General features: G+C 77.1%; 23 protein-coding genes. 11 read left to right on the forward strand and 12 right to left on the reverse strand.

Going from position 1 to position 25,545, the window contains the following annotated elements; translation table 11 throughout:
* Positions 1-8: 8 nt before the first annotated feature.
* On the reverse strand, positions 9-1,265 hold the full coding sequence (locus ACI79Z_RS07225) for a globin domain-containing protein (protein WP_456902185.1): 1,257 nt from the start codon (positions 1,263-1,265) through the stop codon (positions 9-11).
* Between the two features lie 254 nt (positions 1,266-1,519).
* On the opposite strand from ACI79Z_RS07225, the gene ACI79Z_RS07230 reads away from it, so the two are divergent.
* Genes ACI79Z_RS07230 through ACI79Z_RS07240 form a run of 3 tightly spaced genes read left to right on the forward strand, consistent with a single transcriptional unit; the run spans position 1,520 to position 5,123 of the window.
* Positions 1,520-2,644, forward strand: coding sequence for a globin domain-containing protein (locus ACI79Z_RS07230; protein ID WP_387988867.1), 1,125 nt, complete (start codon positions 1,520-1,522; stop codon positions 2,642-2,644).
* A complete protein-coding gene (locus ACI79Z_RS07235; RefSeq protein WP_387988868.1) occupies positions 2,641-3,447 on the forward strand; it encodes a DivIVA domain-containing protein in 807 nt (268 codons plus the stop codon). The genes ACI79Z_RS07230 and ACI79Z_RS07235 overlap by 4 nt, the downstream gene beginning before the upstream one ends.
* A 50-nt stretch (positions 3,448-3,497) precedes the next feature.
* On the forward strand, positions 3,498-5,123 hold the full coding sequence (locus ACI79Z_RS07240) for a bifunctional 3'-5' exonuclease/DNA polymerase (RefSeq protein ID WP_456902186.1): 1,626 nt from the start codon (positions 3,498-3,500) through the stop codon (positions 5,121-5,123).
* Between the two features lie 83 nt (positions 5,124-5,206).
* Here ACI79Z_RS07240 and ACI79Z_RS07245 read toward each other — a convergent pair whose 3' ends face one another.
* Positions 5,207-5,359 carry a hypothetical protein gene (locus ACI79Z_RS07245; RefSeq protein ID WP_387988870.1) on the reverse strand — a complete coding sequence of 51 codons (153 nt, stop codon included), beginning with the start codon at positions 5,357-5,359 and terminating at the stop codon, positions 5,207-5,209.
* Between the two features lie 175 nt (positions 5,360-5,534).
* On the opposite strand from ACI79Z_RS07245, the gene ACI79Z_RS07250 reads away from it, so the two are divergent.
* On the forward strand, positions 5,535-5,987 hold the full coding sequence (locus tag ACI79Z_RS07250) for a DUF5709 domain-containing protein (RefSeq protein ID WP_387988871.1): 453 nt from the start codon (positions 5,535-5,537) through the stop codon (positions 5,985-5,987).
* Here ACI79Z_RS07250 and ACI79Z_RS07255 read toward each other — a convergent pair.
* From ACI79Z_RS07255 to paaA, 6 genes are all read right to left on the reverse strand, one after another.
* Positions 5,984-6,385 carry a thioesterase family protein gene (locus ACI79Z_RS07255; protein ID WP_387988872.1) on the reverse strand — a complete coding sequence of 134 codons (402 nt, stop codon included), beginning with the start codon at positions 6,383-6,385 and terminating at the stop codon, positions 5,984-5,986. The two genes, ACI79Z_RS07250 and ACI79Z_RS07255, sit on opposite strands and share 4 nt — an antisense overlap.
* Before the next feature lie 5 nt (positions 6,386-6,390).
* Positions 6,391-7,467, reverse strand: coding sequence for a 1,2-phenylacetyl-CoA epoxidase subunit PaaE (paaE, locus tag ACI79Z_RS07260; RefSeq protein WP_387988873.1), 1,077 nt, complete (start codon positions 7,465-7,467; stop codon positions 6,391-6,393).
* Positions 7,468-7,974, reverse strand: a complete 507-nt coding sequence (gene paaD, locus ACI79Z_RS07265) for a 1,2-phenylacetyl-CoA epoxidase subunit PaaD (RefSeq protein ID WP_387988874.1) — start codon at positions 7,972-7,974, stop codon at positions 7,468-7,470. It abuts the gene before it with no gap.
* A gap of 5 nt (positions 7,975-7,979) precedes the next feature.
* A complete protein-coding gene (gene paaC, locus ACI79Z_RS07270) occupies positions 7,980-8,873 on the reverse strand; it encodes a 1,2-phenylacetyl-CoA epoxidase subunit PaaC (protein ID WP_387988875.1) in 894 nt (297 codons plus the stop codon).
* An 83-nt stretch (positions 8,874-8,956) separates the two neighbouring features.
* The gene (gene paaB, locus ACI79Z_RS07275) at positions 8,957-9,325 is read right to left on the reverse strand and encodes a 1,2-phenylacetyl-CoA epoxidase subunit PaaB (protein ID WP_456902187.1); all 369 of its coding nucleotides are present in this window, start codon (positions 9,323-9,325) and stop codon (positions 8,957-8,959) included.
* Positions 9,322-10,302, reverse strand: a complete 981-nt coding sequence (paaA, locus tag ACI79Z_RS07280; RefSeq protein ID WP_387988877.1) for a 1,2-phenylacetyl-CoA epoxidase subunit PaaA — start codon at positions 10,300-10,302, stop codon at positions 9,322-9,324. Before paaA ends, paaB begins: the two co-directional genes overlap by 4 nt.
* An 89-nt stretch (positions 10,303-10,391) precedes the next feature.
* Between paaA and paaK the strand changes: the two genes are divergently transcribed.
* On the forward strand, positions 10,392-11,735 hold the full coding sequence (gene paaK, locus ACI79Z_RS07285) for a phenylacetate--CoA ligase PaaK (protein ID WP_456902188.1): 1,344 nt from the start codon (positions 10,392-10,394) through the stop codon (positions 11,733-11,735).
* On the forward strand, positions 11,732-12,334 hold the full coding sequence (locus tag ACI79Z_RS07290) for a TetR/AcrR family transcriptional regulator (RefSeq protein WP_456902189.1): 603 nt from the start codon (positions 11,732-11,734) through the stop codon (positions 12,332-12,334). The genes paaK and ACI79Z_RS07290 overlap by 4 nt, the downstream gene beginning before the upstream one ends.
* Before the next feature lie 12 nt (positions 12,335-12,346).
* Here the strand turns inward: ACI79Z_RS07290 and ACI79Z_RS07295 are convergent, their stop codons facing one another.
* On the reverse strand, positions 12,347-12,502 hold the full coding sequence (locus ACI79Z_RS07295) for a hypothetical protein (protein WP_387988880.1): 156 nt from the start codon (positions 12,500-12,502) through the stop codon (positions 12,347-12,349).
* Positions 12,503-12,636: 134 nt separating this feature from the next.
* Positions 12,637-13,872, reverse strand: a complete 1,236-nt coding sequence (locus ACI79Z_RS07300) for a hypothetical protein (RefSeq protein ID WP_456902190.1) — start codon at positions 13,870-13,872, stop codon at positions 12,637-12,639.
* Between the two features lie 180 nt (positions 13,873-14,052).
* Here ACI79Z_RS07300 and ACI79Z_RS07305 point away from each other — a divergent pair, with 180 nt between their 5' ends.
* The gene (locus tag ACI79Z_RS07305) at positions 14,053-14,988 is read left to right on the forward strand and encodes a site-specific integrase (RefSeq protein WP_456902191.1); all 936 of its coding nucleotides are present in this window, start codon (positions 14,053-14,055) and stop codon (positions 14,986-14,988) included.
* A 3-nt stretch (positions 14,989-14,991) separates the two neighbouring features.
* Here ACI79Z_RS07305 and ACI79Z_RS07310 read toward each other — a convergent pair whose 3' ends face one another.
* Positions 14,992-17,424 (reverse strand): lysylphosphatidylglycerol synthase domain-containing protein, encoded by a 2,433-nt coding sequence (locus tag ACI79Z_RS07310; protein WP_456902192.1) that lies wholly within the window; start codon positions 17,422-17,424, stop codon positions 14,992-14,994.
* A gap of 214 nt (positions 17,425-17,638) precedes the next feature.
* Here ACI79Z_RS07310 and ACI79Z_RS07315 point away from each other — a divergent pair, with 214 nt between their 5' ends.
* The 3 genes from ACI79Z_RS07315 to ACI79Z_RS07325 all read left to right on the forward strand — a co-directional run bounded on the left by ACI79Z_RS07315 (position 17,639) and on the right by ACI79Z_RS07325 (position 21,175).
* The gene (locus ACI79Z_RS07315) at positions 17,639-18,013 is read left to right on the forward strand and encodes a cupredoxin domain-containing protein (RefSeq protein WP_456902193.1); all 375 of its coding nucleotides are present in this window, start codon (positions 17,639-17,641) and stop codon (positions 18,011-18,013) included.
* A 154-nt stretch (positions 18,014-18,167) separates the two neighbouring features.
* Positions 18,168-19,805 carry an FAD-dependent oxidoreductase gene (locus ACI79Z_RS07320; RefSeq protein WP_387988885.1) on the forward strand — a complete coding sequence of 546 codons (1,638 nt, stop codon included), beginning with the start codon at positions 18,168-18,170 and terminating at the stop codon, positions 19,803-19,805.
* A complete protein-coding gene (locus tag ACI79Z_RS07325) occupies positions 19,802-21,175 on the forward strand; it encodes a sensor histidine kinase (RefSeq protein ID WP_456902194.1) in 1,374 nt (457 codons plus the stop codon). Before ACI79Z_RS07320 ends, ACI79Z_RS07325 begins: the two co-directional genes overlap by 4 nt.
* 7 nt (positions 21,176-21,182) lie before the next feature.
* On the opposite strand, the gene ACI79Z_RS07330 is transcribed toward ACI79Z_RS07325, so the two are convergent.
* Entirely contained in the window at positions 21,183-24,437 is a 3,255-nt protein-coding gene (locus ACI79Z_RS07330; RefSeq protein ID WP_456902195.1) for an ATP-binding protein, read from the reverse strand.
* A 221-nt stretch (positions 24,438-24,658) separates the two neighbouring features.
* Here ACI79Z_RS07330 and ACI79Z_RS07335 point away from each other — a divergent pair, with 221 nt between their 5' ends.
* A complete protein-coding gene (locus ACI79Z_RS07335; RefSeq protein ID WP_387988888.1) occupies positions 24,659-25,540 on the forward strand; it encodes a hypothetical protein in 882 nt (293 codons plus the stop codon).
* Positions 25,541-25,545 lie beyond the last annotated feature (5 nt).

Here is a 25,545-nt window from a genome sequence, read left to right on the forward strand (position 1 = left end):
CGGGACGGCTACCGGCCCGCGCCCGCCGGCTCCGCCGTCGCGCCCGGCGCCGGCTCGGAGGTGAAGTCGGCCTGCCACAGGTCGGGGCCGAAGACCTCGTACTGGACGTCGCGGGCGGGCACGCCGCGGTCGATCAGGCTGCTGCGGACCGCGCGCATGAACGGCAGGGGCCCGCAGAGGTAGTACGCGGCGCCCTCGGGCAGGTCGACCTCGTCGAGGTCCATCGTCCCGTCGTGCACGCCGTCGACGGGCAGCGAGGTCTGCGCGCCCCGCTCGAACCAGACGTGCGCCGTGGCGTCCGGCAGCGTGCGGAGGTCCTCGAGGACCTGGTGACGCAGCGCGAAGGACTCCTCGTCCAGGTCGGCGTGCAGCAGCGTGACGGGCAGCGAGGAGCCCGCCGCGGCCAGGTGGGACAGCATCCCGGCCATCGGGGTGATCCCGATGCCGGCGCTGGCGAAGACGACCGGGCGGCCGGAGTCGTCGAGGACGACGTCGCCGAAGGGCGCCGACAGCGTCAGCCGGTCACCGACCCGCACCCGGTCGCACAGGTGGTTGGAGACCTCGCCGTCGGGCTTGTCCCCGCCGCGCACCCGCTTGACCGAGAACTGGCGGTGCTCGCCGTCGTCGGCGCGGGTGAGGCTGTACTGGCGCGGCTGGCGCACGCCGTCGGGGAGCGGCACCTGGACGGTGACGTACTGGCCGGGCAGCGACGTCTTGACCAGCCGGTGGTCGATCCGCCGCACCCGGAACGTGACGACGTCGGGGGTCTCCTCGACCTTCTCGGCGACCTCCCAGTCCCGCCACACCGTCTCCGGGCGCACCCCCCGGGCGCTGTAGAGACCGCGCTCCTGGTGGATCAGCGCGTAGGCCATCAGCCAGTAGACCTCGTCCCAGGCCGCGGCCACCTCGGGGGTGACCGCGTCGCCGAGCACGTCGACGATCGCCCAGAACAGGTGCTCGTGGACGACGTCGTACTGGGCGGGGGTGATCCCGAGCGAGACGTGCTTGTGCGCGATGCGCGACAGCAGCTGCTCGGGGAGCTGCTCCGGCGTCTTCACCAGGGTGCTGGCGAACACGGCGACGGAGCCGGCCAGCGCGACCTGCTGTTCCCCGGTGGCCTGGTTGCCGCGGTTGAAAACCCCGTCGAACAGCTCGGGGTGGGCGCCGAACAGGTGCCCGTAGAAGCGCCGGGCGATCTCCTGGATGTTGTCGGCGACCACGGGCAGGGTCGCCTCGATCACGGGACGGGAGCGGTCAGACAGCATGCGGTCCTCCTCGGCCGGCCGACGGGCGCGGTGACCTGCTGGGTCCCCGTGTCCGTGCCCGCCCGTCGTCGCCGTCCGCGGGGCAGGGGTGCCCCCACCGGCGCCCCTGCGACCGACCCTGCCAGGAGCGGGTCCGGAAATCGACCGGAGCGGTGCCGCGGAGGGCTAGCCGCCGTCCGGAGGGCTCGCTAGTGTGCGCCAGGTCACACGGCCGAGCGGACGGCCCACGGGGGGCGACTGTGGACATTCCTGCGATGCGCGCGAACTTCGCCAAGGCCGCGGCTGCCGGCGACGAGGCGCCGCTGTGGTTCTACTCCCACCTGTTCCTCGCCCATCCCGAGACCCGGCAGATGTTCCCGGTCTCGATGGCGCACCAGCGCGACCGGCTCTTCGCCGCGCTCGGCGAGGTGGTGGGGCGGGTCGACGACCTCGACTCCCTCGTGCCGATCCTGCAGCAGCTGGGGCGCGACCACCGCAAGTTCGGGACGGTGGCCGAGCACTACCCCGCGGTGGGAGCGAGCCTGCTCGCCACGCTGCAGCACTTCGACGAGGACTGGAACGACGCGCTGGCCGCGGACTGGGCGGCGGCCTACGAGCTGGTCGCCTCGGTGATGGTCGCGGCCGCCGACGAGATGGCCGACGAGCCGCCGTGGTGGGACGCCGAGGTCGTGGCGCACGAGCGGCGCACCGTCGACACCGCCGTGCTGCGGCTGCGGACGAAGATCCCGCTGTCCTACCGTCCCGGGGAGTCGATCTCGCTGGAGACCGAGCTGCGGCCGCGGCTGTGGCGCTACTACTCGCCGGCCAACGCCTGCCGGCCCGACGGCGAGATGGAGATCCACGCGCGGGCCCAGGCCGGCGGGCCGGTCAGCACCGCCCTCGTGCGGCAGGTCGACGTCGGGGACGTGCTGCGGCTCGGGCCCCCGGTGGACCACCTGCGCTTCGATGCCGACTCCGACCGCGACCTGCTGCTGGTGGCGGGGGGCACGGGGCTGGCGCCGCTCAAGGCGATCGTCGACCACGTCGCCCGGAACGGCACGCCCCGGCGGGTGGACCTGTTCGTCGGCGTCCGCGCCGAGAGCGACCTGTACGACCGGGCGGACCTGGAGCGGCTCGAGCGGGAGAACCCCTGGCTCACCGTGACCGTCGCCGTCTCCGAGGACGGGAACTCGCAGTGGGCGCACGGCGACGTCGGCGAGGTGGTGGCGCGCTCCGGGCCGTGGGGCAGTCGCGAGGCCTACGTCGCCGGTCCCCGGGCGATGGTCGACGACACCGTCGAGCGGTTGCTGCGGCACGGCCTGCCCCGGGACCGCATCCGCACCGAGGTGTTCGCCCCCAGCCGTCCCGGACCCGATGTCGATGGAGAGGTGACGTCATGACGACCGAGCAGGTGGCCTCCAACGGCCGGCGGCTGACGCCCGCGGACGTGCGCGAGGTGCGGTTCGCCCGGTCGTCGATGCTGCACCCCGGCTACAGCGACGCCGAGGTCGACCGGTTCCTGGACCGGGTGGGCGAGGAGCTGGCCCGCCTGCACGCGGAGAAGGCCGAGCTGCGCGGCCGGGTGCAGGAGCTGCAGGCCCAGGTGGGCGAGGAGAAGCCCCGGGAGGAGCCGACGGCGCAGGCGGTGAGCCTGCTCGCGGTCGCCCAGCAGACCGCCGACCAGTACGTGGCGGAGGCGGAGACGTTCAGCCGGGTGATGGTCAGCGAGGCGCAGCAGCAGTACGACGAGCAGCTGCAGTCCGCGCGCGAGAAGGTCGGCGCGATGATCCAGGCCGCCCACGAGGCCGCGGCCCGGATCGTCGCCGAGGGCGGCGCACCGGCCGCCGCGGGGGACGCCCGCACCGCCGAGGAGCTGCAGGAGCAGGTCGCCTACCTGCAGGCGTTCGGCCAGGCGTGCCGGACGCAGCTGCGGTCCTACCTGGAGGCGCTGATCGGCGAGGTGGAGCGGGCCTGGGGCCACGCCGACCCGACGGCCGTGCCGGTGCTGGACTCCAGGGCCCCGGTGACCCGGCCGGCCCCGCCACCCAGGGCCCCGGCGGCCGGGGCCGGGCCCGCCCCGGCCCAGGAACCACCCACGGTCGAGGCCGCCGCGGTGCTGCTCGGCGAGCAGTCGCTGGGGCCCGGGTCCGCCGACGGCGCACCCGCCCAGGTGGCCGCGGAGGGTGCCGGCGACCGGTCCTGACCCCCGCGGCGGTCCGCGGGACCGTCGGCCCGGTCGGGGAGACTGCGGCGGTGGACCGGGTCCTGCTGCGCCGCCGCGGGGACGCGGTGGCGGTGCACGAGGCCGACGGCGCCGTCGCCGAGGTCCCCGCGGACGGGCTCGCGGCGCTGGTGCGGGAGCGCGAGCGGGCCGGCGTCCGGTGGGTCTGGGACGACACCACCCGCTGGTACCCGGCGCTGCTGGCCGCCGGTGTCCGCGTGGCGCGCTGCGCCGACCTGCGGCTGTGCGCCGCCGTGCTGCGCGGCTCCCCACACGCCGGTCCCGGGCCGGCGGCGGACCCGGGCTGGGCGGCGCTGGAGCCGGTGACCGCGGACGACCCGGCGCTGTTCCACCTGGCCGACCCCGCCGACGCGCTCGACCCGGTCGCCGAGGACCGCCGCCAGCAGGCCGTGCTCGCCGCCTCCCCGCAGCGCGCGCGGCTGGGCCTGCTGCTGGCCGCCGAGTCCTCGGGCGCGCTGGCCGCCGCGGAGATGACGCACGCCGGGCTGCCGTGGCGGGCCGACGCCCACGACGCGCTGCTCACCGGGCTGCTCGGCCCGCGCCCGCCCGCGGGCCTGCGGCCGGCGGTGCTGGAGGCGCTGGCGGGGGAGGTCCGCGCCACGCTCGGCGCCCCCGAGCTCAACCCGGACTCCCCGGCGGCGCTGCTGCAAGCGCTGCAGGTCGCGGGGCTGCCGGTCGAGGACACCCGGTCGTGGACGCTGGAGCGGGTCGAGCACCCGGTCGTCGCGCCGCTGCTGGAGTACAAGCGGCTGGCCCGGCTGCTGGCGGCCAACGGCTGGAGCTGGCTCGACGCCTGGGTGCGCGGCGGGCGGTTCCGGCCGGTCTACCTCCCCGGCGGGGTGGTCACCGGGCGGTGGGCGTCGTCGGGCGGGGGCGCGCTGTCGGTGCCGGTGCAGGTGCGCCCGGCCGCGGTCGCCGACGACGGGTGGGTCCTGGTGGTCGCCGACGTCGCCCAGCTCGAGCCGCGGGTGCTCGCCGGCATGAGCGCCGACACCGCGCTGGCCGCCGCGGCCCGCTCGCGGGACCTGTACGCCGGGATGGTCGACGCCGGGGTGGTGGCCACCCGCGCCGAGGCCAAGGTCGGGGTGCTGGGGGCGCTCTACGGCGGGACCCGCGGTGAGAGCGGGCGGATGGTGCCGCGGCTGGCCCGCCGCTACCCGCGGGCGATCGGGCTGGTGGAGGAGGCGGCGCGGGCGGGGGAGCGCGGCGCGGTCGTGTCCACGCTGCTCGGCCGGGGCTCCCCGCCGCCGGGCGCCGCGTGGGCCGAGCGCGACGCCGACCTCGGCGAGGCGCCCGAGCCCCGCGGCCGCGACTCCGACCGCGCCCGCCGCGCGTGGGGGCGGTTCACCCGCAACTTCGTCGTGCAGGGCACCGGCGCGGAGTGGGCGCTGTGCTGGCTGGCCGACCTGCGCAACCGGCTCTGGCAGCTGGGGGAGGGGCGGCTGGAGGAGCGGCCGCACCTGGCGTTCTTCCTGCACGACGAGGTCGTCGTCCACGCCCCGGCCGACCTCGCCGACGACGTCGTCGCGGAGGTCCGGGCCGCCGCGGCCACGGCCGGGCGGCTGCTGTTCGGGGAGTTCCCGCTCGACTTCCCGCTCGACGTCGCGGTCGTGCGGTCCTGGGCCGACGCGGGCTGAGCCGGCCGCGTGACGGGGCGCGCGGCGGGCAGGGGTCCGGGGTCGTCGTCCCCAGAGGTCCCGTGTCCGACGGGGGCCGAGCGTCAGGCGGGGGCGGAGGTCTCGAGCAGGCGCCGCAGCGCCTCCTCGAAGTACTCCTCGTAGAGGTCGCGCACGAGGTCGGTGCGGTCCTCGGCGACGGCGGCGTTCACCCGCCGGACGTAGTGCTCGTGCAGCGTGGTCATCGTGGTGTCCACGGCGGTCTCCCTGGAGGTCGGCTGCCTCCAGTGTCCGCCGGTCCGGGCGGCGGGGTCGCAGGCCGGACTGCTCGTTCGGTCACACGCGCGGCCCTCCCGCCCCGCCCGCCGCGGTGGCAGGGTGGGTCCGCCCCGACAGCGCCGTCCGCCCCGCCCGCACCCGAGGAGCCCCACCGTGGACCGCGACCTCTACGGCACCGACGGCACCGACCCCGAGGAGGCCACCGGCCTGCTCGAGGCCGAGGACACCCTCGAGGACCCCCGTCGCCCGCGCGACCTGGACACCGGCTGGTCGCCGCCGGAGCGGCCCTGGGGGGTGGCCGACTGGGGCACCACCGAGCGGGAGGAGGCCACCGGCGAGAGCCTCGCCGGGCGGCTCGCCCGGGAGCTGCCGGACCGGTCCTGGGACGACGCCGACGGCGACGGCCTCGGTGACCTCACCGGCGGCGACGGCGAGCTGCTCGACGACGAGGTGGGCGACGCCCGCGCGGGCCGGCTGGCCGAGGTCGGCGACGACGGCGTCGTCGACCGGGAGGACGAGCTGCTGGGCGAGGACCTCGGCATCGACGGCGGGGCGGCGTCGGCCGAGGAGGCGGCGGTGCACCTGGTGCGCCGCGGCGACGACTAGTCCCGGACCCGGGGGTCCAGGCGGGCCGCCAGGACCTCCTCGGGCAGGACCGCCTGCTCGGTGGAGCCGCGGCCGAGCTCCCGGCCGCTCGCGTCGACGGCCCGGCACGCGCAGGTCAGCCGGTTGCCGCGGACCGCGGTGCAGCGGGCGGTCACCCGGACGCGGTCGCCCACCCACGCCGGCGCCCGGTGCTCGACCGACACCGCGGTGCCGACCCCGGCCTCGCCCGGCTCGAGGTGGCCGAGCAGCAGCTTCCGCCCCGCCTCCTCGAAGTGCTTGGCCATCGCGTAGGTGGCGTAGACCGGGTGCACCGGGCCGAGCTCGTCGAAGTGCACGGTCATCGCCGCGGTGACGACGACGTCGAGGACCGCGGTCTCGCCGACGGCGACCGGGCGCACGGCCGTCAGGCGTCGAAGTCGACGGTGACGGCGTCCGACCGTGGCAGCGACTGGCAGGTCAGGACGTAGCCGGCGTCGACCTCGGCGGGCTCGAGCGCGTAGTTGCGGCGCATCTCGACCTCGCCGTCGGTCACCCGCGCCCGGCACGTGCCGCACACGCCGCCCTTGCAGGCGAACGGCAGGTCCGAGCGCACCCGCTGGGCGGAGTCCAGGACGGGGACGTCGCGGGGCAGCGCCAGCGTCGTCGAGCGGCCGTCCAGCACCACGGTGACCTGGGCGCTCGGGCCCGCGACCGTCTCCTCGTCGCCGCGCACCGGCTCGGGCGGGACGTCGTCGACGTAGAACAGCTCCTGGTGCACCTTCTCGGCGGGGACGCCGAGCTCGGCCAGCAGCGCCCGGGCGTCGCTGACCATCCCGTGCGGGCCGCACAGCCACCAGTGGTCCACGTGCGGGGCGTCGACGAGGGCGCCGACCAGCGTGCGCAGCCGGTCCCGGTCGAGCCGGCCGCTGGTGAGCTCGGTGTCGCGCGGCTCGCGGGACAGCACGTGCACCAGCTGCAGCCGGGGACCGAACCGGTCCTTCAGGTCGGCGAGCTCGTCGGCGAACATCACCGTGTTCGTGCGCCGGTTGCCGTAGAACACGGTGACGGTGGACTCGCCGTCGCGCAGCACGGTGCTCGCCAGGCTCAACGCCGGGGTGATCCCGGAGCCGGCGACGACGAACACGTGGTCGGCCGGCTGCGACAGGTCGGCGGTGAACGTGCCCGACGGCGGCAGCACCTCGATCGTGTCGCCGGGCCGCACCTCGTGCACCAGCCAGGAGGAGAAGAAGCCGCCGGGCACCTCGCGGACGCCGACGCGCGGAGCGGCGCCCACCGGCGCGCAGATCGAGTAGGAGCGGCGCTCGTCGCGGTCGCCGTCGACCCGCCGCAGGGTGAGCGCCTGACCGGGGCGGAACGCGTAGTCCTCGGCCAGGTCCTCGGGGACGTCGAAGGTGACCGCCACCGCGTCGTCGGTGAGCCGCTCGACGCCGGCGACCCGCAGCGGGTGGAACCGCGGACGCCGGCGGGCCGGTGCGCTCACTCAGACCTCCTTCACGTGCTCGAACGGCTCGCCGCAGTCCCGGCAGCGGCGCAGCGCCTTGCACGCCGTCGCGCCGAACTCGCTGATCTCGACGGTGTCGGGGGAGCCGCACAGCGGGCAGGACGCGGTCCGGCGGGTCGGGCCCAGCTGCAGCGGGATCGGCCCGGCCGTGCGCTCGGGCGCCCTGCCCGGTGGCGCGATGCCGGCCGCGGCGAGCTTGCGGCGGCCCTCCTCGGTGATCCAGTCGGTGGACCAGGCGGGGGAGAGCACGGTGCGCACCTCGACGTCGTCGAACCCGGCGGCGTGCAGGGCGTGCAGCAGGTCCGCGCGCATGACGCCCATCGCGGGACAGCCGGAGTAGGTCGGGGTGATGTCGACGACGACGGTGTCCTCGTGCACGCGGACGTCGCGCAGCACACCGAGGTCGGCGAGCGTGAGCGTGGGCAGCTCCGGGTCGGTCACGGTCTCGGCGACCGCCCGGGGGTCCACGTGCGCGGTGGCGGCCATCCCCGTCACCAGGTCGCCGCCGGGTGCCGGCGGGCGAGGCCCTGGAGGCCGGCGAGCAGGTCGGTCAGCTCGGGGCCGTGCTCGCCGACCCGGCCGCGCGGTGGCGCGTCGGCCGGCCAGTCCGGGACCGTCAGGGTCGCCCGCTGCAGCACGGTGGTGAGCACGTCGCGCACCTCGTCGCGGACGGCGGCCGGGTCGACGGCCACCCCGGCGGCGACCAGCCGGGTCTCGACGTCGGTGGCGGTGGACAGGTCCGCGAGGTGCGGCCACACGGCGTCGACGCCGGCCTGCGCGCGGCGGTGCGACTCGGCCGTGCCGTCGCCGAGGCGCAGGACCCAGCGGGCGGCGTGGTCGCGGTGGTAGGTCAGCTCGTGCACGCCCTTGGCGGCGATCGCGGCGAGCACCGGGTCGCGGGAGTCCCGCAGCCGGGCGAACACCGCCAGCCGGACGGTGGACGCCGCGAGCAGCCGGACCATGGTCCGTGCGAAGTCGCCGTTCCCGGCCGCGACCAGGCCGGTGCAGCGGAACTCGTCGGGGTCGCGGAAGTAGGCGAGCGCGTCCTCGTCGGGGATCGACGCGCCGGCCCGCTCGCGGGACCGGCCGAGGACGCCGGCCGACCCGGCGCGGGCCAGCAGCAGCCGGGCCTGGCCGAGCAGGTCCAGGCCGACGTTGCCGAACGCGACCTCCTCCTCGAGCTCGGGTGCCGCGGTGATCCACTGGGTCAGCCGCTGGGCGAGCACCAGCGCGTCGTCGCCGAGCATCAGGCAGTAGGCGCCCAGGTCGGCGGGGTCGACGCCGTCGGGGACGGTGGTGTCCACCCCGGCCAGCGGGTCGTCGAACCCGGTGCCGAACGCCCAGTGCCCGGCGTCGTCGTGCGCGTTGGTCAACGCGTCGTACACCGTCTCCTCGTGCCCCATGCCGACGGAACCCCTCCCTGAGTTCGTGCGCAGCGGTCGGCCCCCCGCCCTGGTGGGGGTCCTTCCTACATGTGCGGGACGTCCTCCGGGATCTCGTAGAACGTCGGGTGGCGGTAGACCTTGTCGCCGCTCGGGGCGAACATCGGGTCCCTCTCGTCGGGGCTGGACGCGGTGATGTCGGCGGCCCTGACCACCCAGATGCTCACGCCCTCGTTGCGCCGGGTGTAGAGGTCGCGGGCGGCGTGCACGGCCATCTCGTCGTCGGGCGCGTGCAGCGAGCCGACGTGCACGTGGTTGAGGCCGCGCTTGCCGCGCACGAACACCTCGTACAGCGGCCAGTCGCGGCGGCTGACCGACGGCGCCGGCGTCGTCGGCACCTCCGGCCCGGTCGGGACCGCGCCGTGCCCGCCCTCGGCGGTCAGGTCGGTGCTCACGCGTGCTCCCCGGCCGGTCGCCCGCCGCTGTGCTTGCGTGCGTAGGCGGTGGCCGCCTCGACCACCCACGCGTTGTCGTCGCGGGCGGCGCGGCGGCGGGCGATCCGGACGGCGTTCATCGGCCCGTCCCCGCTGATCACCCGCTTGAGCTCCGACCAGTCGATCGGGCCGTACCGCCAGTGCCCGGTCTCCTCGTCGAGCGCCAGGTCGGGGTCGGGCAGCGTGACGCCGAGGACCTGCGCCTGCGGCACGGTCATGTCCACGAACCGCTGGCGCAGCTCGTCGTTGGTGTGCCGCTTGATGCCCCACGCCATCGACTGCGCGGTGTTCGGGCTGTCGTCGTCGGGCGGGCCGAACATCATCAGCGACGGCCACCACCACCGGTCGACGGCGTCCTGCACCATCGCCCGCTGCTCGGGCGTGCCGCCCATCATCGTCATCAGCAGCTCGTAGCCCTGCCGCTGGTGGAACGACTCCTCCTTGCAGATGCGGATCATCGCCCGGGCGTAGGGCCCGTAGGAGGAGCGGCACAGCGGCACCTGGTTGCAGATCGCCGCGCCGTCGACCAGCCACCCGATCACACCGACGTCGGCGTAGGTGAGCGTCGGGTAGTTGAAGATCGAGCTGTACTTCTGCTTCCGCTCGATCAGCTTGTCGGTGAGGTCGGCGCGGTCGGCGCCGAGCGTCTCGGCCGCCGAGTAGAGGTACATGCCGTGGCCGGCCTCGTCCTGCACCTTGGCCAGCAGGATCGCCTTGCGGCGCAGGCTCGGGGCGGCGAGCAGCCAGTCGCCCTCGGGCTGCATCCCGATGATCTCCGAGTGCGCGTGCTGGGCGATCTGGCGCACCAGCGTCCTGCGGTAGCCCTCGGGCATCCAGTCGCGCGGCTCGATCCGCCGGTCGGCGGCGACCGTCGCGTCGAACTGCTGCTGCAGCGCGGTCTCGTCGACGGCGGCGCGGTCCACGACGGGTGCGGCCATGGCCTTCCTCCCATTTACTGACCGAGCGGTCAGGAATAGTGTGACCCAGGACACCGGGAGAGTTCAAGCGCGGGACGAGGACGGCGGTCATGACGGCGACCAGGACGACCACGACGGCGCAGCGGCTGGGCGAGGCCCCCGACCCCGCGACCCTCGACCCCGCCGAGCGGATGGGCGCCGACGAGCTGCGGGCGCTGCAGCTCGAGCGGCTGCGCTGGTCGCTGCGGCACGCGTACGACAACGTGCCGCACTACCGCCGCGCCTTCGACGCCGCCGGCGTGCACCCCGACGACTGCCGGGAGCTGGCCGACCTGGCCCGCTTCCCGACGACGAGCAAGGCCGACCTGCGCGAGAACTACCCGTTCGGCATGTTCGCCGTCCCGCGCGAGCAGGTGCGCCGCGTGCACGCCTCGTCGGGCACCACCGGCAAGCCGACCGTCGTCGGCTACACCGAGCGCGACCTCGCGACCTGGGCCGCGGTCATGGCCCGCTCCATCCGCGCCGCCGGCGGCCGGCCCGGCGACGTGCTGCACAACGCCTACGGCTACGGCCTGTTCACCGGCGGCCTCGGCGCCCACCACGGCGCCGAGGCGCTGGGCTGCACCGTCGTCCCCGTCTCCGGCGGCATGACGCCGCGCCAGGTGCAGCTGATCACCGACTTCGCGCCCCGGGTGATCATGGTGACCCCGAGCTACATGCTCACCGTGCTCGACGAGTTCGAGAAGCAGGGGCTGGACCCGCGGGCCTCGAGCCTGGAGATCGGCGTCTTCGGCGCCGAGCCGTGGACCGAGCAGATGCGCCGCGAGATGGAGGAGCGCGCCGGCATCCACGCCGTCGACATCTACGGGCTGTCCGAGGTGATGGGCCCCGGCGTCGCCCAGGAGTGCGTGGAGACCAAGGACGGCCTGCACGTCTGGGAGGACCACTTCTACCCGGAGGTCATCGACCCGGTCACCGGCGAGGTGCTGCCCGAGGGCGAGGAGGGCGAGCTGGTGTTCACCTCGCTCACCAAGGAGGCCATGCCCGTCGTCCGCTACCGCACCCGCGACCTCACCCGGCTGCTGCCCGGGACGGCGCGGCCGGGCGTGCGGCGGATGCAGAAGGTCACCGGCCGCACCGACGACATGATCATCCTGCGCGGCGTGAACCTGTTCCCCACGCAGATCGAGGAGGTCGTGCTGCGGACGCCGGGCCTGTCGCCGCACTTCGCCCTCGAGCTGGTCACCCGCGGCCGGATGGACCACCTGGTCTGCCGCGTCGAGGCGCGCCCGGACTGCCCGCCGGAGCGCCGGGAGCCCGCGGCCGCGGAGGTGGCGACCGGCGTCAAGGACACCGTGGGCTGCACCGTCGAGGTCCTCGTCGTCGACCCGGAGACGCTGCCGCGCTCGATGGGCAAACTGCAGCGCATGACCGACAACCGCGACCGTCCGTGACGGAAGTCGCGAGGGCCCGCCGAGGGCGCCCCGGGCACTCGCTGGACTCGCTGCTGGACGTCGCCGTCGCGGTGTTCAACGAGCGTGGCTACGACGCCACCAGCATGGACGAGCTGGCCGGCCGGCTCGGCGTCACCAAGTCGGCGATCTACCACCACGTGCCCGGCAAGGTCGAGCTGCTGCGGCTGGCGCTGGACCGGGCGCTGGACGCGCTGTTCGCCGTCACCCGGGAGCCCGGCGCGCGCACCGGCCGGGCGATCGACCGGCTGGAGCACGTCGTCCGCGGGTCGGTGCGGGTGCTGGCCGCCGAGCTGCCGTTCGTCACCCTGCTGCTGCGGGTGCGCGGCAACTCCCCGGTCGAGCAGGCTGCACTGCAGCGCCGGCGGGAGTTCGACCGGATCGTCACCGAACTGGTGCGCGCCGCGGAGGAGGAGGGCGACGTGCGCCCCGACGTCGACCCCGCCGTCACCAGCCGGCTGCTGTTCGGCACGGTCAACTCGCTGACCGAGTGGTACCGCCCCGGCGGCAGCCTGTCGCCGGACGCGCTGGCCGACGCGCTGGTCCGGACGGCGTTCGAGGGCCTGCGCGCCCGTCCCTGAGGCGCGCGGGCCTCAGCCCTCGCCGCCCAGCTCGGCGTACTCCAGGTCCGTCAGCCGGCGCCGGTCCTCCTCGAGGTCGGCGACCTCCTCCGCGATCGGCCCGACGACGTCGGTCGTCCCCCGGGGGACGGGGACGGTGGGTTCCGGGTACTGCCACTGGTCGCTCATGGCGGGGTCCCTCGGTCGCCGCCCGGCGAGGCCGCCGGGACGGGGGGTGGGGCCGGGTGCTCGGCGGGGGAGCGGAGCCGGGGCGCGGCCTCCCGACGGCGACACCCGCCCGCGCGGCTCCGTGCCCCGGGAGGCTACGCGCCGCCGGGTCCCCGCGCGCCGGTCCGAGGTCCCTGGTCCGGAGCGTCCCCGCCCGGCCGGCCGGCCGGGCGGGCGCGCAGCGCCTCCACCTCGGCGGTGAGCGCGCCGACCTGCTCCGCGGCCCGCCGCGCTGCGGCCTCGGCCTCGGCGGCGCGGCGGGTGGCGTCCTCCGCCCGCTCCGCGCTCCGCGCCGCCCCGGTCAGCGCCTCGCGCAGGCCCTGCTCGGCCGCGGCCGCGCGGTCGGCCGCCTCCCGCGCCAGGGTCCGGGCGTCCTGCTCGGCGCGCCGGGCGGCGTCGCGGTCCCGCTCGGCGTCGCGGACCTGCTCCCGGGCGGCGGCGGTGGCGGCGCGCGCCTCGTCCCGGGCGGCCGCCGCCTCGTCGCGCTCCCGCGTCCGCGTCTCCAGGTCCGCGGTGAGCGTGCGTTCGGTGACGTCCCACCGCGCGCGGGCCGCCACGAGCGCGTCGTGCTCGCGGGCGGCGTCCGCCCGGGCACGCCGCCCGTCCTCCCGCGCCGCCGCGGCGTCCCGCTCGGCCGCCCGCCGCCGGTCCGCGGCCTCCGCGGCCTCCCGCCGGGCGACGTCGCGTTCCCCACCGGCCCGGTCGCGCGCCGCCTCCGCCTCCTCCCGCGCGGTCTCGGCGGCCCGGCGGGCCCCGTCGGCCTCCCGGACCCGGCGCGCGGCCTCCGCCTCGGCAGCGGCGATCCTGTCCTCGGCGTCGGCGCGGGCGGCCGCGGCCTCCCGCTCGGCCGCCTGCCGCGCCTCTTCGGCGTCGGCGCGCTGCGCCTCGGCGGCGCGGGCGCGCTCCTCGGCGTCGAGGCGGGCGGCGTGCGCGGCGTCGACGTCGGCCGAGGCGCGGGCCAGCCGGGCCTCCACGGACGACTCGTCGCGGTACTGCTCCAGCGCCTCGGTCGCGGCGGCGAGGAGCGCGGCCTGGGTCTCGGCCGTCCGGGCGGCCTCCCGGGTGGCGTCGGCCCAGCGGCCCACCAGCTGCCGGACCCGGCCCTCGGGCGGCAGGTCCTGGACCAGGGCGGCGGTGGTGGCCGCCAGCCGGGCGGCCGCCGTTCCGGCCGCCCGGGCGCGCGCCTGCCGGGCGGACTCGGGGTTGTGGTCGGGCCGCTCGCAGAACCGGGGGGAGGGGCCGCTGCGTCCGGGCGTGCGCGGCCGCGGTGGTGACGGACACCCCGGATAGGCGCACGTGGAGGTGGTCGTCCCGCCGGGTGCCTCCGTCATGGGTTGACGATAGATGGACGGCACCCATCCATGTATCCGGATCCACGAGGCGGAGGATGCCGTCACTTCCGAGAAGCCCCTACTCTGCGAAGTGAAATCCGACGGCGGACGGAGGGGCCCGGCATGGCCGTACCGGCCGGTCCCCACCCCGGAGAGAGGGGGGTCGTCCCGGCGACGGACATGACGGCGGTCGGCACCTACCTCGCCGCGTCCCTCGCCGGCAGCACCCGGGCGGCCTACGCGCGCGACCTCGCCGCCTGGGCCGACTGGTGCCGCAGCCGGTCGCTGCCGTCCGCGCTGCCGGCCGACCCGCTCACCGTCGCCGCCTGGCTCGCCGCGATGGCCGACGCCGGGCACAGCCCGCGCTACGTCGCCCGCCGGCTGTCCGCGCTCAACGACGCCTCCCGCACCGCCGGGCACCCCGCGCCCGGCGACAGCGAGGGGGTGCGCCGCACGCTCAGCGGCATCCGCCGCACCGCCGCCCGCGCCGGCGTCCGCCCGCGCCGGGCCCGCGCGCTGGACACCGCGACCGTCCGGGCGCTGGTCGAGGACCTCCCGGACTCCCTCGCCGGCGTGCGCGACCGGGCCCTGATCCTGCTCGGGTACGCCCTCGGCCTGCGCGCCTCCGACCTGGTCGGGTTGCGGGTCGAGGACCTCGTCCCGGCCGGGCACGGCGGCCTCGACGTCCTCCTCCGGTTCTCCAAGACCGACCAGGAGGGCGCGGGGGAGACGCTGGCCCTGGCGCCGGGCGTGCGCGCGGCCACCTGCCCGGTGCGCGCCGCGCGGGCCTGGCTGGCCGCGCTGGCCGACCGGGGCGTCACCTCCGGCCCGCTGTTCCGGTCGCTGGGCAAGGGCCGCGCCCCGCGGCTGGGCGCGACCGCGCTGACCACCCGCAGCGTCGACCTGGTCCTGGAGCGCGCCGCCGAGCGGGCCGGCGTCCCCACCGAGGGCCTGTCCCCGCACTCGCTGCGCCGCGGCTTCGCCACCACGGCCTACGCCCGCGGCGTGCCGGAGAAGGAGATCAGCCGCACCGGCCGGTGGCGGTCGCTCGTCGTCCGCACCTACGACGACTCCAGCCGCTGGGCCGACCCCGCCTCGGGCGCGCTCGGCCTCTGAGGGCTACACGTAGTGCTCCCGGCGGAGCCAGGCGAAGGCCGCCCAGCCGGGCAGGACCGGCAGCCAGAAGGTGGCGATCCGGTAGAGGAACACGGCGGGGACGGCGACCGTGTGGTCCATCCCGACGCCGACCAGCCCGGCGATCAGGGCGGCCTCGAGCGCGCCCAGACCGCCGGGCGTCGGCGCGGCCGCGGCGACCGCGGCGCCGAGGAGGTAGACCGCGCCCACGGCGACCGGGCCGACGTCGCCGCCCAGCGCCCGCGTGGACAGGTAGAGGCAGGACAGGTAGCCGAGCGTGGTCAGCGCCGAACCGCCCAGCAGCAGCACCACCCGGCCGGGACTGCGCAGCGCGCCGGCCAGGCCGTGGGCCGAGCGGCGCAGCGGCGGCACCAGCCGCACGGCCGCGAACCGCCGCACGGCCGGGACCGCCGCGGCGGCGAGGGTGACGGCGAGCACCGCGAGGGCGCCCCACACGAGGGCCGGTGACTCCACCGGCCGGGCCAGGTCGGGCAGCGACCGGCCGGCCCAGATCCCGAACACCAGCAGCAGCACCACGTGGACGACGGTCCCGGCCGCGTAGCTGAGCCCGACGCCGGACGTGGCGACCGCGACGTCGAGGCCGCACCGCTGCAGGTAGCGCACGTTCAGCGCCATCCCGCCCAGCCCGGCGGGCACCAGCCGGCCGGCGAACGAGGAGGCCAGCTGGGCGACGAAGGTCGGCACCGGCCGCAGCCGCACGGCCACCGCCCCCGCGAGGCTCGCCGCGGCGCCCACGTAGGTCAGCAGCGAGGCCACCAGGACCGGCGGCACCCACGCCCAGTCGGCGTCCCGCACGCGCTCGGCCATCCCGGCGACGTCGCCGAGCTGGGGGACGAGCAGGTAGGTGGCGAGGGCGAGCACGCCGACGACGAGCAGCGTCCGGGGCCGGACGCGCTCCAGGTCCGCCAGCGGGGGCTCCGGGACGCCGCACCGCTCGCTGACCGCGGCGCGCAGCCGGCCCGCCAGGTGCCGGTCGCGCCGGAGCGCGTCGCGCGTGGCGCCGCTGAGCGAGTCCGGTTGCAGCCGGGGCAGCGCCGCGGCCACCGCGTCGGGCCCCAGCACGGCGACCGCGGTGTCCACGGCCGGTCCCACCCCGGCCTGCAGCGTGAGGGCGACGAGCAGCTGGGCCACGTCCGCGTCGAGCAGCGCGGGGTCCGCGGCGACCTCGCTGAAGCCCCAGTCGATCAGCCACGGCGTGCCCGACGGGTCGAGCAGCACGTTGGCCCGGCGCAGGTCGCGGTGGGCCACCCCGTGCCGGCGCAGCACGGCCACCTGCTCCCAGATGCCGCGCAGCACCCGCTCGGTCACGGCCGCGTCGGGCACCCGGTCCAGGGTCGCGCCGTCGACGAGGTCGTAGGACAGCAGCCACGAGTCGCGGCCGACGGGGGCGATCGTGCGGAGGCGGGGGGTCCGGCCGCCGGCGTCGCGGACCAGCAGCGACACCATCGCCTCGTGCTCCACGGTGCGGCGCAGCGAGGAGAACGGGCGCTCGTCGCCGACGTCCTTCAGCCGGAGGAACCGGTAGGCGCGGAACAGCAGGTCCGCCGCCCGGTTCTCCGCACCCATCACCTTGGCGAACACGCGGTCCCCGTCGCGCAACCGGGCGGTCCAGGGCACCGAGCCGCGGGCGTCGACCACCGCCGGTGCCACCTCCACCGGGTCCAGCCCGCTGCCGGCCAGGGCCGCGGCCACGGCGCCCCGCGTCGGCCGGGCGACGGGCCGGCCGAAGGCCAGCAGGGTCGCGGAGCCGACCGCGGCGCCGAGCACCAGCGACACGGCGAGGGTGGCCGGGAACGCGCGGGGCCCGAGCAGCTGCAGCAGGACGGTGAGCGCGAGGACCAGGGCCCCGGCCCGCCGCCACCGCCGGGACACGAACGGCGCCAGCACCACGAACGACGCCGCGGTCACCGCCGGCCCGTGCACGCCGAGCGCGCCGCGCAGGTCCCCCGGCTCCCCGCCCAGGGCCTCCGCCGCCGCGCGGGTCAGGAGGACCGCGGCGGCGGCGCCGGTGAGCAGGTAGCCGAACAGCCGGGGACGGCGGAGCAGCAGCGGGGCGGTCGCCGCCGCGGCCAGCGAGACCGCCACGAGCACGGTCACCGCCCCGGTCAGGGAACGCTCCAGGGCCGGGGCGGCCGAGGTCAGCCGCGCCACCAGGTCGGCGTCGAGCGCGGCCGCCGCCTCGCGCGACCACGCCGCGACCAGGCCCAGCAGCAGCGTGACCGTCGTCAGGACGGCGGTGCGCAGCACGTCGCTGGGGGACCGCTCGTAGCCGGTGACCTCCTCCTCGGAGGGGTCCGCGCCCCGGACGGCGGGCGGCCCGGCGGCCGGCCCCGGGGGAGGCGCCTCCGCCACCGGCGCCGACGGGCCGCCCGTCCGGGGTGTTCCGGGACCGGGCATCGCTGGCTCCTCCGCACGTCGGGGCAGGGCTCACGGCGGGCCACAGTCTGGCCCGCCGGGCGCGCGCGGGGACCGGACGGCGACGTCCCTCGGACGGGCGCGGGCGTACTACCGTTTCCCGCACCGGCACCACGTCGGGATGCAGGACCGCCCCGGTGCCGGAGTGCAGTGCCGGGTGATGGCGATGAGGGCTCCAGTCGCAGTTCCCCTGACCGTGCTCCTCCTGGCAGCCGCCTGCGGCGGCTCCGGGGAGGGCGACGTGGAGGCGGCGGACCGCACGGTCGCCGGCGCACCGACGCTGCAGGGCAGCGTCGGGACCGAGGACTCGCCGGACGCCTTCGAGATCGCCCTGGTCGACGAGGACGGCGCGCCGGTGACCGAGCTGCCCGCCGGGCAGTACAACGTCGTCGTCACCGACCACAGCGACGTCCACGGCTTCCACCTCGGTGGCGGGGACGGCGCGGTCGACGAGAAGACGAGCGTCCTCGAGACCGGCGAGACCACCTGGGTGGTCGACCTCCGGCCGGGCGAGTACCGCTACCTGTGCGATCCGCACCCGAGCATGCACGGCACGTTCACGGTGACCTGACCGGACGGCCGCGGCGCTGGTCGGTCACCGCCGGTCGCCCTAGACTCCGCGCCCAACGGCCGCCAGCCACTCCACCGGGAGGTGGGCCCGTGGACGCACCGTCCGGCCCGGTCCCCAGCCGCCGCGCGCGCACCCCGGCCCCGCGGGACGAGCCGTGAGCCGGCCCGCGCTGCTCGCCGTCGACGACGACGGCCCGGTGCTGGCCGCCGTCGAGCGCGACCTGCGGGAGCGCTACGGCGAGCAGTACCAGGTGTACACGGCGTCCTCCGGGGACCAGGCGCTGGACCTGCTGCGCCGGCTGCGGCTGCGCGAGGAGCCGGTGGCGCTGCTGCTGGTCGACCAGCGGATGCCCGGGATGAGCGGCGTCGAGCTGCTGGCCGCCAGCCGGCGGCTGTACCCGGACGCCCGGCGGGTGCTGCTCACCGCCTACGCAGACACCGACGCCGCGATCAAGGCGATCAACGACGCCGACGTCCAGCACTACCTGCTCAAGCCCTGGGACCCGCCGGAGGACCGGCTCTACCCGGTGCTCGACGACCTGCTGCAGACCTGGCGCCGGCCCCCGCCGGTGGCCAACCTGCGCCTGGTCGGTGACCGCTGGTCGCAGGCCAGCCACGCGGTGCGCGAGTTCCTCACCCGCAACCTGGTGCCCTACCGCTGGCTCGACGTCGAGGCCGACCCGCAGGCGCGGGAGCTGCTCGAGGTGGCGGGCGTCGACGCCGGGTCGCTGCCGGCCCTCGTGCTCGACGACGGCGAGGTGCTCGTGCAGCCGGACCTGCACGAGGTCGGCGCGCGGATCGGGCTGCGGGCACGGGCCGAGCGCGCGGCCTACGACCTCGTGGTGGTGGGCGCCGGGCCGGCCGGGCTGGCCGCCGCGGTGTACGGCGCCTCCGAGGGCCTGGCCACGCTGGTCCTGGAGTGCAGCGCGCCCGGCGGGCAGGCCGGCACGAGCAGCCGGATCGAGAACTACCTGGGCTTCCCGGTCGGGCTCTCCGGCGCCGACCTCACGCTGCGGGCCCGCGAGCAGGCCGTCCGCTTCGGCGCGGAGATCCTGGTGCCGGCGGAGGTGGTGGGCGTGCGCCGGGCCGACCCGTACACGGTGGTGCGCCTGGACGACGGCGGGGAGGTCAGCGCCGGCACGCTGATCATCGCCACCGGCGTCGAGTACCGCACCCTCGACGTCCCGGGCGCCGCGGGGCTCACCGGCGTCGGCGTCTACTACGGCGCCGGGCGGGCCGAGGGGGTGGACCACGCGGGCGGCCACGTGTTCGTCGTCGGCGCCGGCAACTCGGCCGGGCAGGCCGCGCTGTTCCTCGCCACGTTCGCCGCGTCGGTGACGCTGCTGGTCCGGGGCGGGGACCTCGCCGCCTCCATGTCCCGCTACCTGGTCGACCGGCTGATCGCCTCGGAGAAGGTCGCGGTCGAGTACCACACGCAGGTGGCCGGCGCGCTGGGCACGCGGCGGCTGGAGGGCCTGCGGCTGCGGACCGGGACCGAGGAGCGCGAGGTCGCCGCGGACGCCCTGTTCGTCTTCATCGGGCAGGCACCGCGCACCGGGTGGCTGGACGGCCTGGTCCGCCGCGACGACGGCGGGTTCGTGCTCACCGGCGTGGACCTCGGGCCGACGCCGGAGTGGCCGCTGGAGGTCCCGCCGCTGCCCCTGGAGACGTCCGTGCCGGGGGTGTTCGCCGCCGGCGACGTGCGGCACGGGTCGGGCAACCGGATCGCCGCGGCCGTGGGGGAGGGCGCGATGGCGGTCCGCTTCGCCCACCAGCGGCTGGGCGCCCGGTGACCCGCACGGCCCCCGACGCCGCGGCCCCCGACGCCGCGGACGCCGACGTCGCCGCGGCGCTGCGCCGCTCGCGGCTGTTCGAGCACCTCCCGGAGGACGACCTCGCGGCCCTGGCCGACGCCAGCCGCGGCGTCGACCTGGCGGCCGGCGAGGTGCTCATGGCGGAGGGCTCGCCGCCGGAGGCCATGTACGTCGTGCTGGAGGGCGACCTCGAGGTGAGCCGGGAGGTGGGCGGCTCGGAGGTGCTGCTCAACGTGTGCGGCGCCGGTGACCTCGTCGGCGAGCTGGGCCTGGCCCACCGCCGGCCCCGCTCGGCCACCGTGCGGGCGCGGACGCCCAGCCGCGTCCAGCGGATCGGCGCCGACGCGCTGGACCGGCTGCTCACCCACCCGGCGTCGGCCCGGGCGATGCTGCTGGCCGCCACCCGGCGGCTGGACCGCGAGGAGGGCCTGGTCCGCCAGCACGAGCGGATGGCCGCGCTCGGCGCCCTGTCCGCGGGCCTGCTGCACGAGCTCAACAACCCGGCGGCCGCCGTCCAGCGCGGCGTCGCCCGGCTGCGGACCCTGCTGTCCGGCGACGACGACCCCGACGCCCCGCTGCGCGCGCTCGCCGGTGCGGTGCCCGTCCCGGACGACCCGCTGGCGCGCGGGGACGCCGAGCGGGCGCTCGCCGACGTCCTCGCCGCGGCGGGCGTCGACCGCGGCTGGGCGGTCGCCCCCGACCTGGTGCGGCTGGGCGTCGACCCGGCGGGCCTGGCCGCCGCGCTGGCCGCGCTGCCGGCCGCCGGGCGCGGCCGGGCGGTGCGCGGACTGGCCCGCTCGGCCGAGGTCGCCGCCCTGCTGGAGGAGGTCGCGGCCGGCGCCGACCAGCTGTCCCGGATCGTCTCCGGGGTGCGCCCGCTGGCCTACTCCTCCGACCAGTCGCTGGCCGACGTCGACGTGCACGCGAGCCTGCAGCAGTCGCTGGTGCTGCTGCGCCACAAGGTGCCCCCCGGCGTCCGGGTGGTCGTGGACCTCGACCCGCGGCCCCAGACGGTGCAGGGCTGGGCCGCGGACCTGGCGCTGGTGTGGACCAACCTGCTCGACAACGCGCTCGCCGCGGTGGACCCGGACGGCACGGTCACGGTGCGGACCCGCGGGGAGGACGACGCCGTGGTGGTCGACGTGGAGGACACCGGGCCGCCGGTGCCGCCGGAGGTGCTCGCGCGCGCCTTCGACCCGTTCTTCACCACCAAGCCGGTCGGCCAGGGCACGGGGCTGGGCCTGGCGACGTCGCTGGCGGTGGTCGCCCAGAAGCACCGCGGCCGGCTGACGCTGACCTCCGAGGACGGCGTGACCCGGGCGCGGGTGGTGCTGCCGCGCCGCCGCTGAGCGCCGGTCAGCCGGCCAGCAGCTCGTCGGCCGCGGCCGTCTCGGGGGTCGCCGTCGTGGCCGGCAGGTCCGCGCGCGCCTCCGCGACGAAGGTGCGCCAGTCCTGCGGCCGGACGTCCGCGGGCAGCCGGGCGAGGTCGAGGGCGGCGCGCAGCCGGGACAGCCGGGCACCCTGCGCCGTCGCGATCCACAGCGCCTCGGTCAGGTCGGCCGCGGCGTCGGCGGGGTCCCCGGCGCGGGCCAGCGTGGCGTGCGCGCGCTGACGGAACAGCTCGGGCAGGTGGAGGTCCTCGCCGCTGTCCCGGGCCGCGGCGAACGCCGCGGCCAGGTGCTCGTCGGCCCGGTCCGGCTCGCCGGCCTCCTCGTCCAGCCGGGCGAGGAGGGCCAGGTGGCAGGCGGCGAAGGCCCGCTGGCCGATGAGCGCCAGGGCCGCGAGGGACTCCTCGAGGAATTCCCGGTCCGGTGCGCCGCCGGGGGTGCCGGTGGCCGCCCAGGCCGAGCCGAGCGCCGTCCACAGGGCGTAACCGTGTTCCCGGCCGATGGCGACGGCCTCCTGACCCAGGCGCCGGGCCTCCCCGTCGTCGCCGAGCAGACGACGGACCCAGGCGCCCCAGGCCACCCGGGCGAAGGCGCGGCTGTACGGACCGTGCGGAGGACCGAGCGCCTCGGCCCCCCGGAGGGCCTGCTGCTGCACGCGCTCGCCCTCGGCCACCTCGCCGCGCGCGGTGAGCACGGCGGCGAGGGCGGCGGCCACGCCGGAGACCGGGTCGTTGGGCAGCGGCCAGATCGGGGAGACCGGTCCCCCGGCGGGCCGGGCGGCGAAGCCGGCCAGCGCCCGCTCCAGGTGCTCCTGGGCCGTGACCAGGTGCCCCCGGTAGAACTCGTGGACGCCGGTGACCGCGTCCAGCTCCGGCCCGAAGGCCGCGAACGCGGGCTCGCGGACCATGGCGGCGAGCTGGTCGAGCACGCCGCGACCGGTGGTCAGCCGGCCGCTGGTGAGCCAGTACGCCCACAACGCGATCAGCGCGGGCAGCGCCTCCGGGCGCCCGAGCCGGGTGGCGAGCTCCTGGGCCCGCCGGTAGTCGGCCTCCACCTCGGGATCCGCATAGCCCCGCATCGCGCTCCTGGACAGGCCGCGCAGCATCCGGGCGCCCAGCTCGGCCAGGTCGCGCTCCTCGGACGGAGGCAGGGGCGCCACGAGCTCCAGCTCCCGGGTGAGCAGCCGCATCGCCTCGGCGTGGGCGCCCTGGGCCTGCTCGGCCTGCGCGGCCTCGACGTAGCGGCCGGCGGCGGGCATCGCCGCACCGGCCAGGTCCAGGTGCTGCGCCACCAGCGCCGGCTCGGCCCCCTGCGCCGCCAGCGCCTCGGCCACGGCGGCGTGGGTGCGGCGGCGCACGTCGAGCACCTGGGTCTCGTAGGCGGCGTCGCGCATGAGCGCGTGCCGGAACCGGTAGGCGCCCGTCGCCAGCCCCGCCCGCTCGATGACGCCGAGGTCCGAGAGCACGCGCACCTGTTCGTCCACGGCGTCCGGGTCGCCGACCGCCGCGGCGACGGTCGCCGGGTCGAAGGTGGGCCCGATCGTGGCGGCGGTCTGGACCACCCGCAGGTCGACCCCGGGCGCCTTGAGCCGCCAGGTCAGCAGCTCCTGCAGCCGCAGCGGGATCGGCTCGGCGCGCCGCGCCTCGAGGCCGGAGCGGGTCAGCTCCTCGACGAACAGCGGGATCCCCTCGGCGTGCTCGACGATGGCCGACCGCACCGCGTCGTCGAGGTCGCGGCCGGCCGTGAGGTTGCCGACCAGCCGGTCGGCGGCCCGGTCGTCGAGCCGCCCGAGCGGGACCACGCGGGCCGCGCCCCGCCACGGGACCGCGGTCTCGTCGCGGCTGGTGGCGAGCAGCAGCAGGCCGGGCGGGCGGCGCGCGGCGACGCGGCCCAGCAGGTCGACGGTGGAGGGGTCGGCCCAGTGCAGGTCCTCGGCCACGAGCAGGTGCGGCCGCCGGACGGCGGCCGCGGCCATCCACTCGACGAGCCGGTCGAGGGTCTCGTCGAGGAGGGCGCCCGGGTCCAGCTCGGGTGCCGGGAACTCCGGCGTCGGGGGCAGCCCGGCCAGCGGGCCGATCAGCGGGACGACGACCGCCGGGTCCAGCCCGAGGGACTCCAGGTGGGTGACCAGCGGGCGCAGCCGGTCCCCGCCCTCGCCCGCCCGGCTCACCAGGCGCTCGATCATCCGCGCGATCGGCCAGAGCGAGACGTTGGCGTGGTAGGGCAGGCAGGCGGCGCCGACCACCCGGCCGCCGCTGGCCTCCACCCGGTCGAGGACCTCCGCCGCCAGCCGCGACTTGCCGATGCCCGGCTCGCCGACGACGAGGAACGCGGCGCCGGTGTCGCCCCGCCGCACGGCGTCCCACGCCCCCAGCAGGCGGGCGCGGGGCTCGTCCCGCCCGACGAGGCCGCCCTTGCGGTACCGCTCGGACTGGAAGCGGGCCGCGGCGTAGCGGGGCCGGTCGACGCGGAACACCTCGACCGGCCGGCTGATCCCCTTGAGCGCGCGCTCGCCCAGCGACTGCAGGTAGAAGTCGGCGTCGACCAGCTGCTGGGTGACGTCGCTGATCACCACCGTGCCCGGGTCGGCGGTCTGCTGCACCCGCGCGGCGAGGTTGGGCACCAGGCCGACGACGGAGTCCCGCTCGGCGACGGCGCCGTCGTCGACCAGGTCGGTGACCACCACCCGGCCGGTGTGGATCCCGACCCGGACGTCCAGGGCCACGCCGAACCGGTCGGTCAGCCGCTCCCGGGCGTCGTGCAGCGCCACCACCAGGTCCAGGCCCGCGAGCACCGCCCGCCGGGCGTCGTCCTCGTGCGGGACCGGGTGGCCGAAGCCGGCGAGGATGCCGTCGCCGGAGTAGTGCATGAGGGTGCCGCCGTACCGGTCGACGGCCTCGCGGGCGGCCGCCCGGTAGAAGGCGAACAGGTCCCGCAGCTGCTCGGGCTCCACCTGCTCGGACAGCAGCGTGGACCCGACCAGGTCGGAGAACAGCAGGGTCATGAGGGCCCGCTCGCCGGCCGGGCCGACCTGGCGGCTCGCCACCCGCTGCAGGACGAGCGCGGCGCGCCGGTTGTCCGGGTCGACGGCGCGGACCTCCTCGGCCGTGGTCCGCGCGGGCTCCAGGTCCCCGGCGGCCAGCGACGCCTCGGCGGCGGTGAGCAGCCGCTCGAGCAGGCGCGCGAGCCGGGTCTCGGCCGAGAGCGCCACCCCGGCGGTCACGCCCGGCCGCCCGGGGGAGCGGGGAGCGGTGGGGTCATGGGAACCCGCCTCGCTGCACGCGTCGAGCACTGCCGGGTCGAGCATCCGCAGGACGGGCCGCCGTGCCGTAGAGGCGTAGGTCCCGAGGGCGGTACCGGGCGGGGACGGAAGTCCGGTGACAGTCCCCGGCGCCGGTGCTCCAATGGGCCCGCACGGGGGCGGAGGAACCACGGAGGTCCGCGGTGGACCCTGTCCCCACGGCCGTGCGGCCCGCGACCGGGCGGCGCGAGCTGCTGCCGGCCATGCGGGCGCTGTTGCTCGCCTTCAGCGTCCTCACCGCGCTCGGCTTCGTCGCGCTGTTCGTCCTGTCGACGCGGACGAGCGAGAGCTTCGCCTGGACGATCCAGCCGCCGGCGACCGCGGCCTTCCTCGGCGCGGGCTACGCGGCCGGTTTCACCCTCGTGGTCCTGTCGCTGCGCGACCCGGTGTGGGCGCACAGCCGGGTGCCGGTGCTCACCATCCTGGTGTTCACCGTGCTCACGCTGGTCGCCACGCTGGTGCACGTCGACCGGTTCCACTTCCAGGACGAGTTCGCGGCGGCGCCGCTGCTCGCCCGCGGGGCCGCCTGGTTCTGGACCGCCGTCTACGTCGTCATCCCGCTGGCGATGCTCGTCGTCCTGCCGGTCCAGGAGCGGGCGCCGGGCACCGACCCGCCGCGGACCCGGCCGGTGCCGGTCGTCCTGCGGACGGCGCTGGCGGTGGAGTCGCTGGTCCTGCTGGCCGTGGGCGCCGCGATCTCGATCGCGCCGTCGTCGGCGACGACGCTGTGGCCCTGGCCGCTGACCCCGCTGACCGCCCGGGTGGTGGGGGCCTGGCTGGTCGCCTTCGGCGTCGCCACCGCCCTGGCGGCGCTGGCCGGGGACCTCGAGCGGCTGCGCACCGCGGCGATCGCCTACACGGTGTTCGGCGTCCTGGAGCTCGTGGTCGTCCTGCTGCACCGCGGCGACGTCGTGTGGGACGGGCCGGCCGCCTGGCTCTACGTCGCCGTCGCGGCCGCGATCGCGCTCACCGGGGCGGCGGGCTGGCGCCTGGCCCCGCAGCCGGCGGGGCTGCACCGGGCCTGAGCCCC

This window comes from Geodermatophilus sp. SYSU D00663 (genome assembly GCF_054050655.1).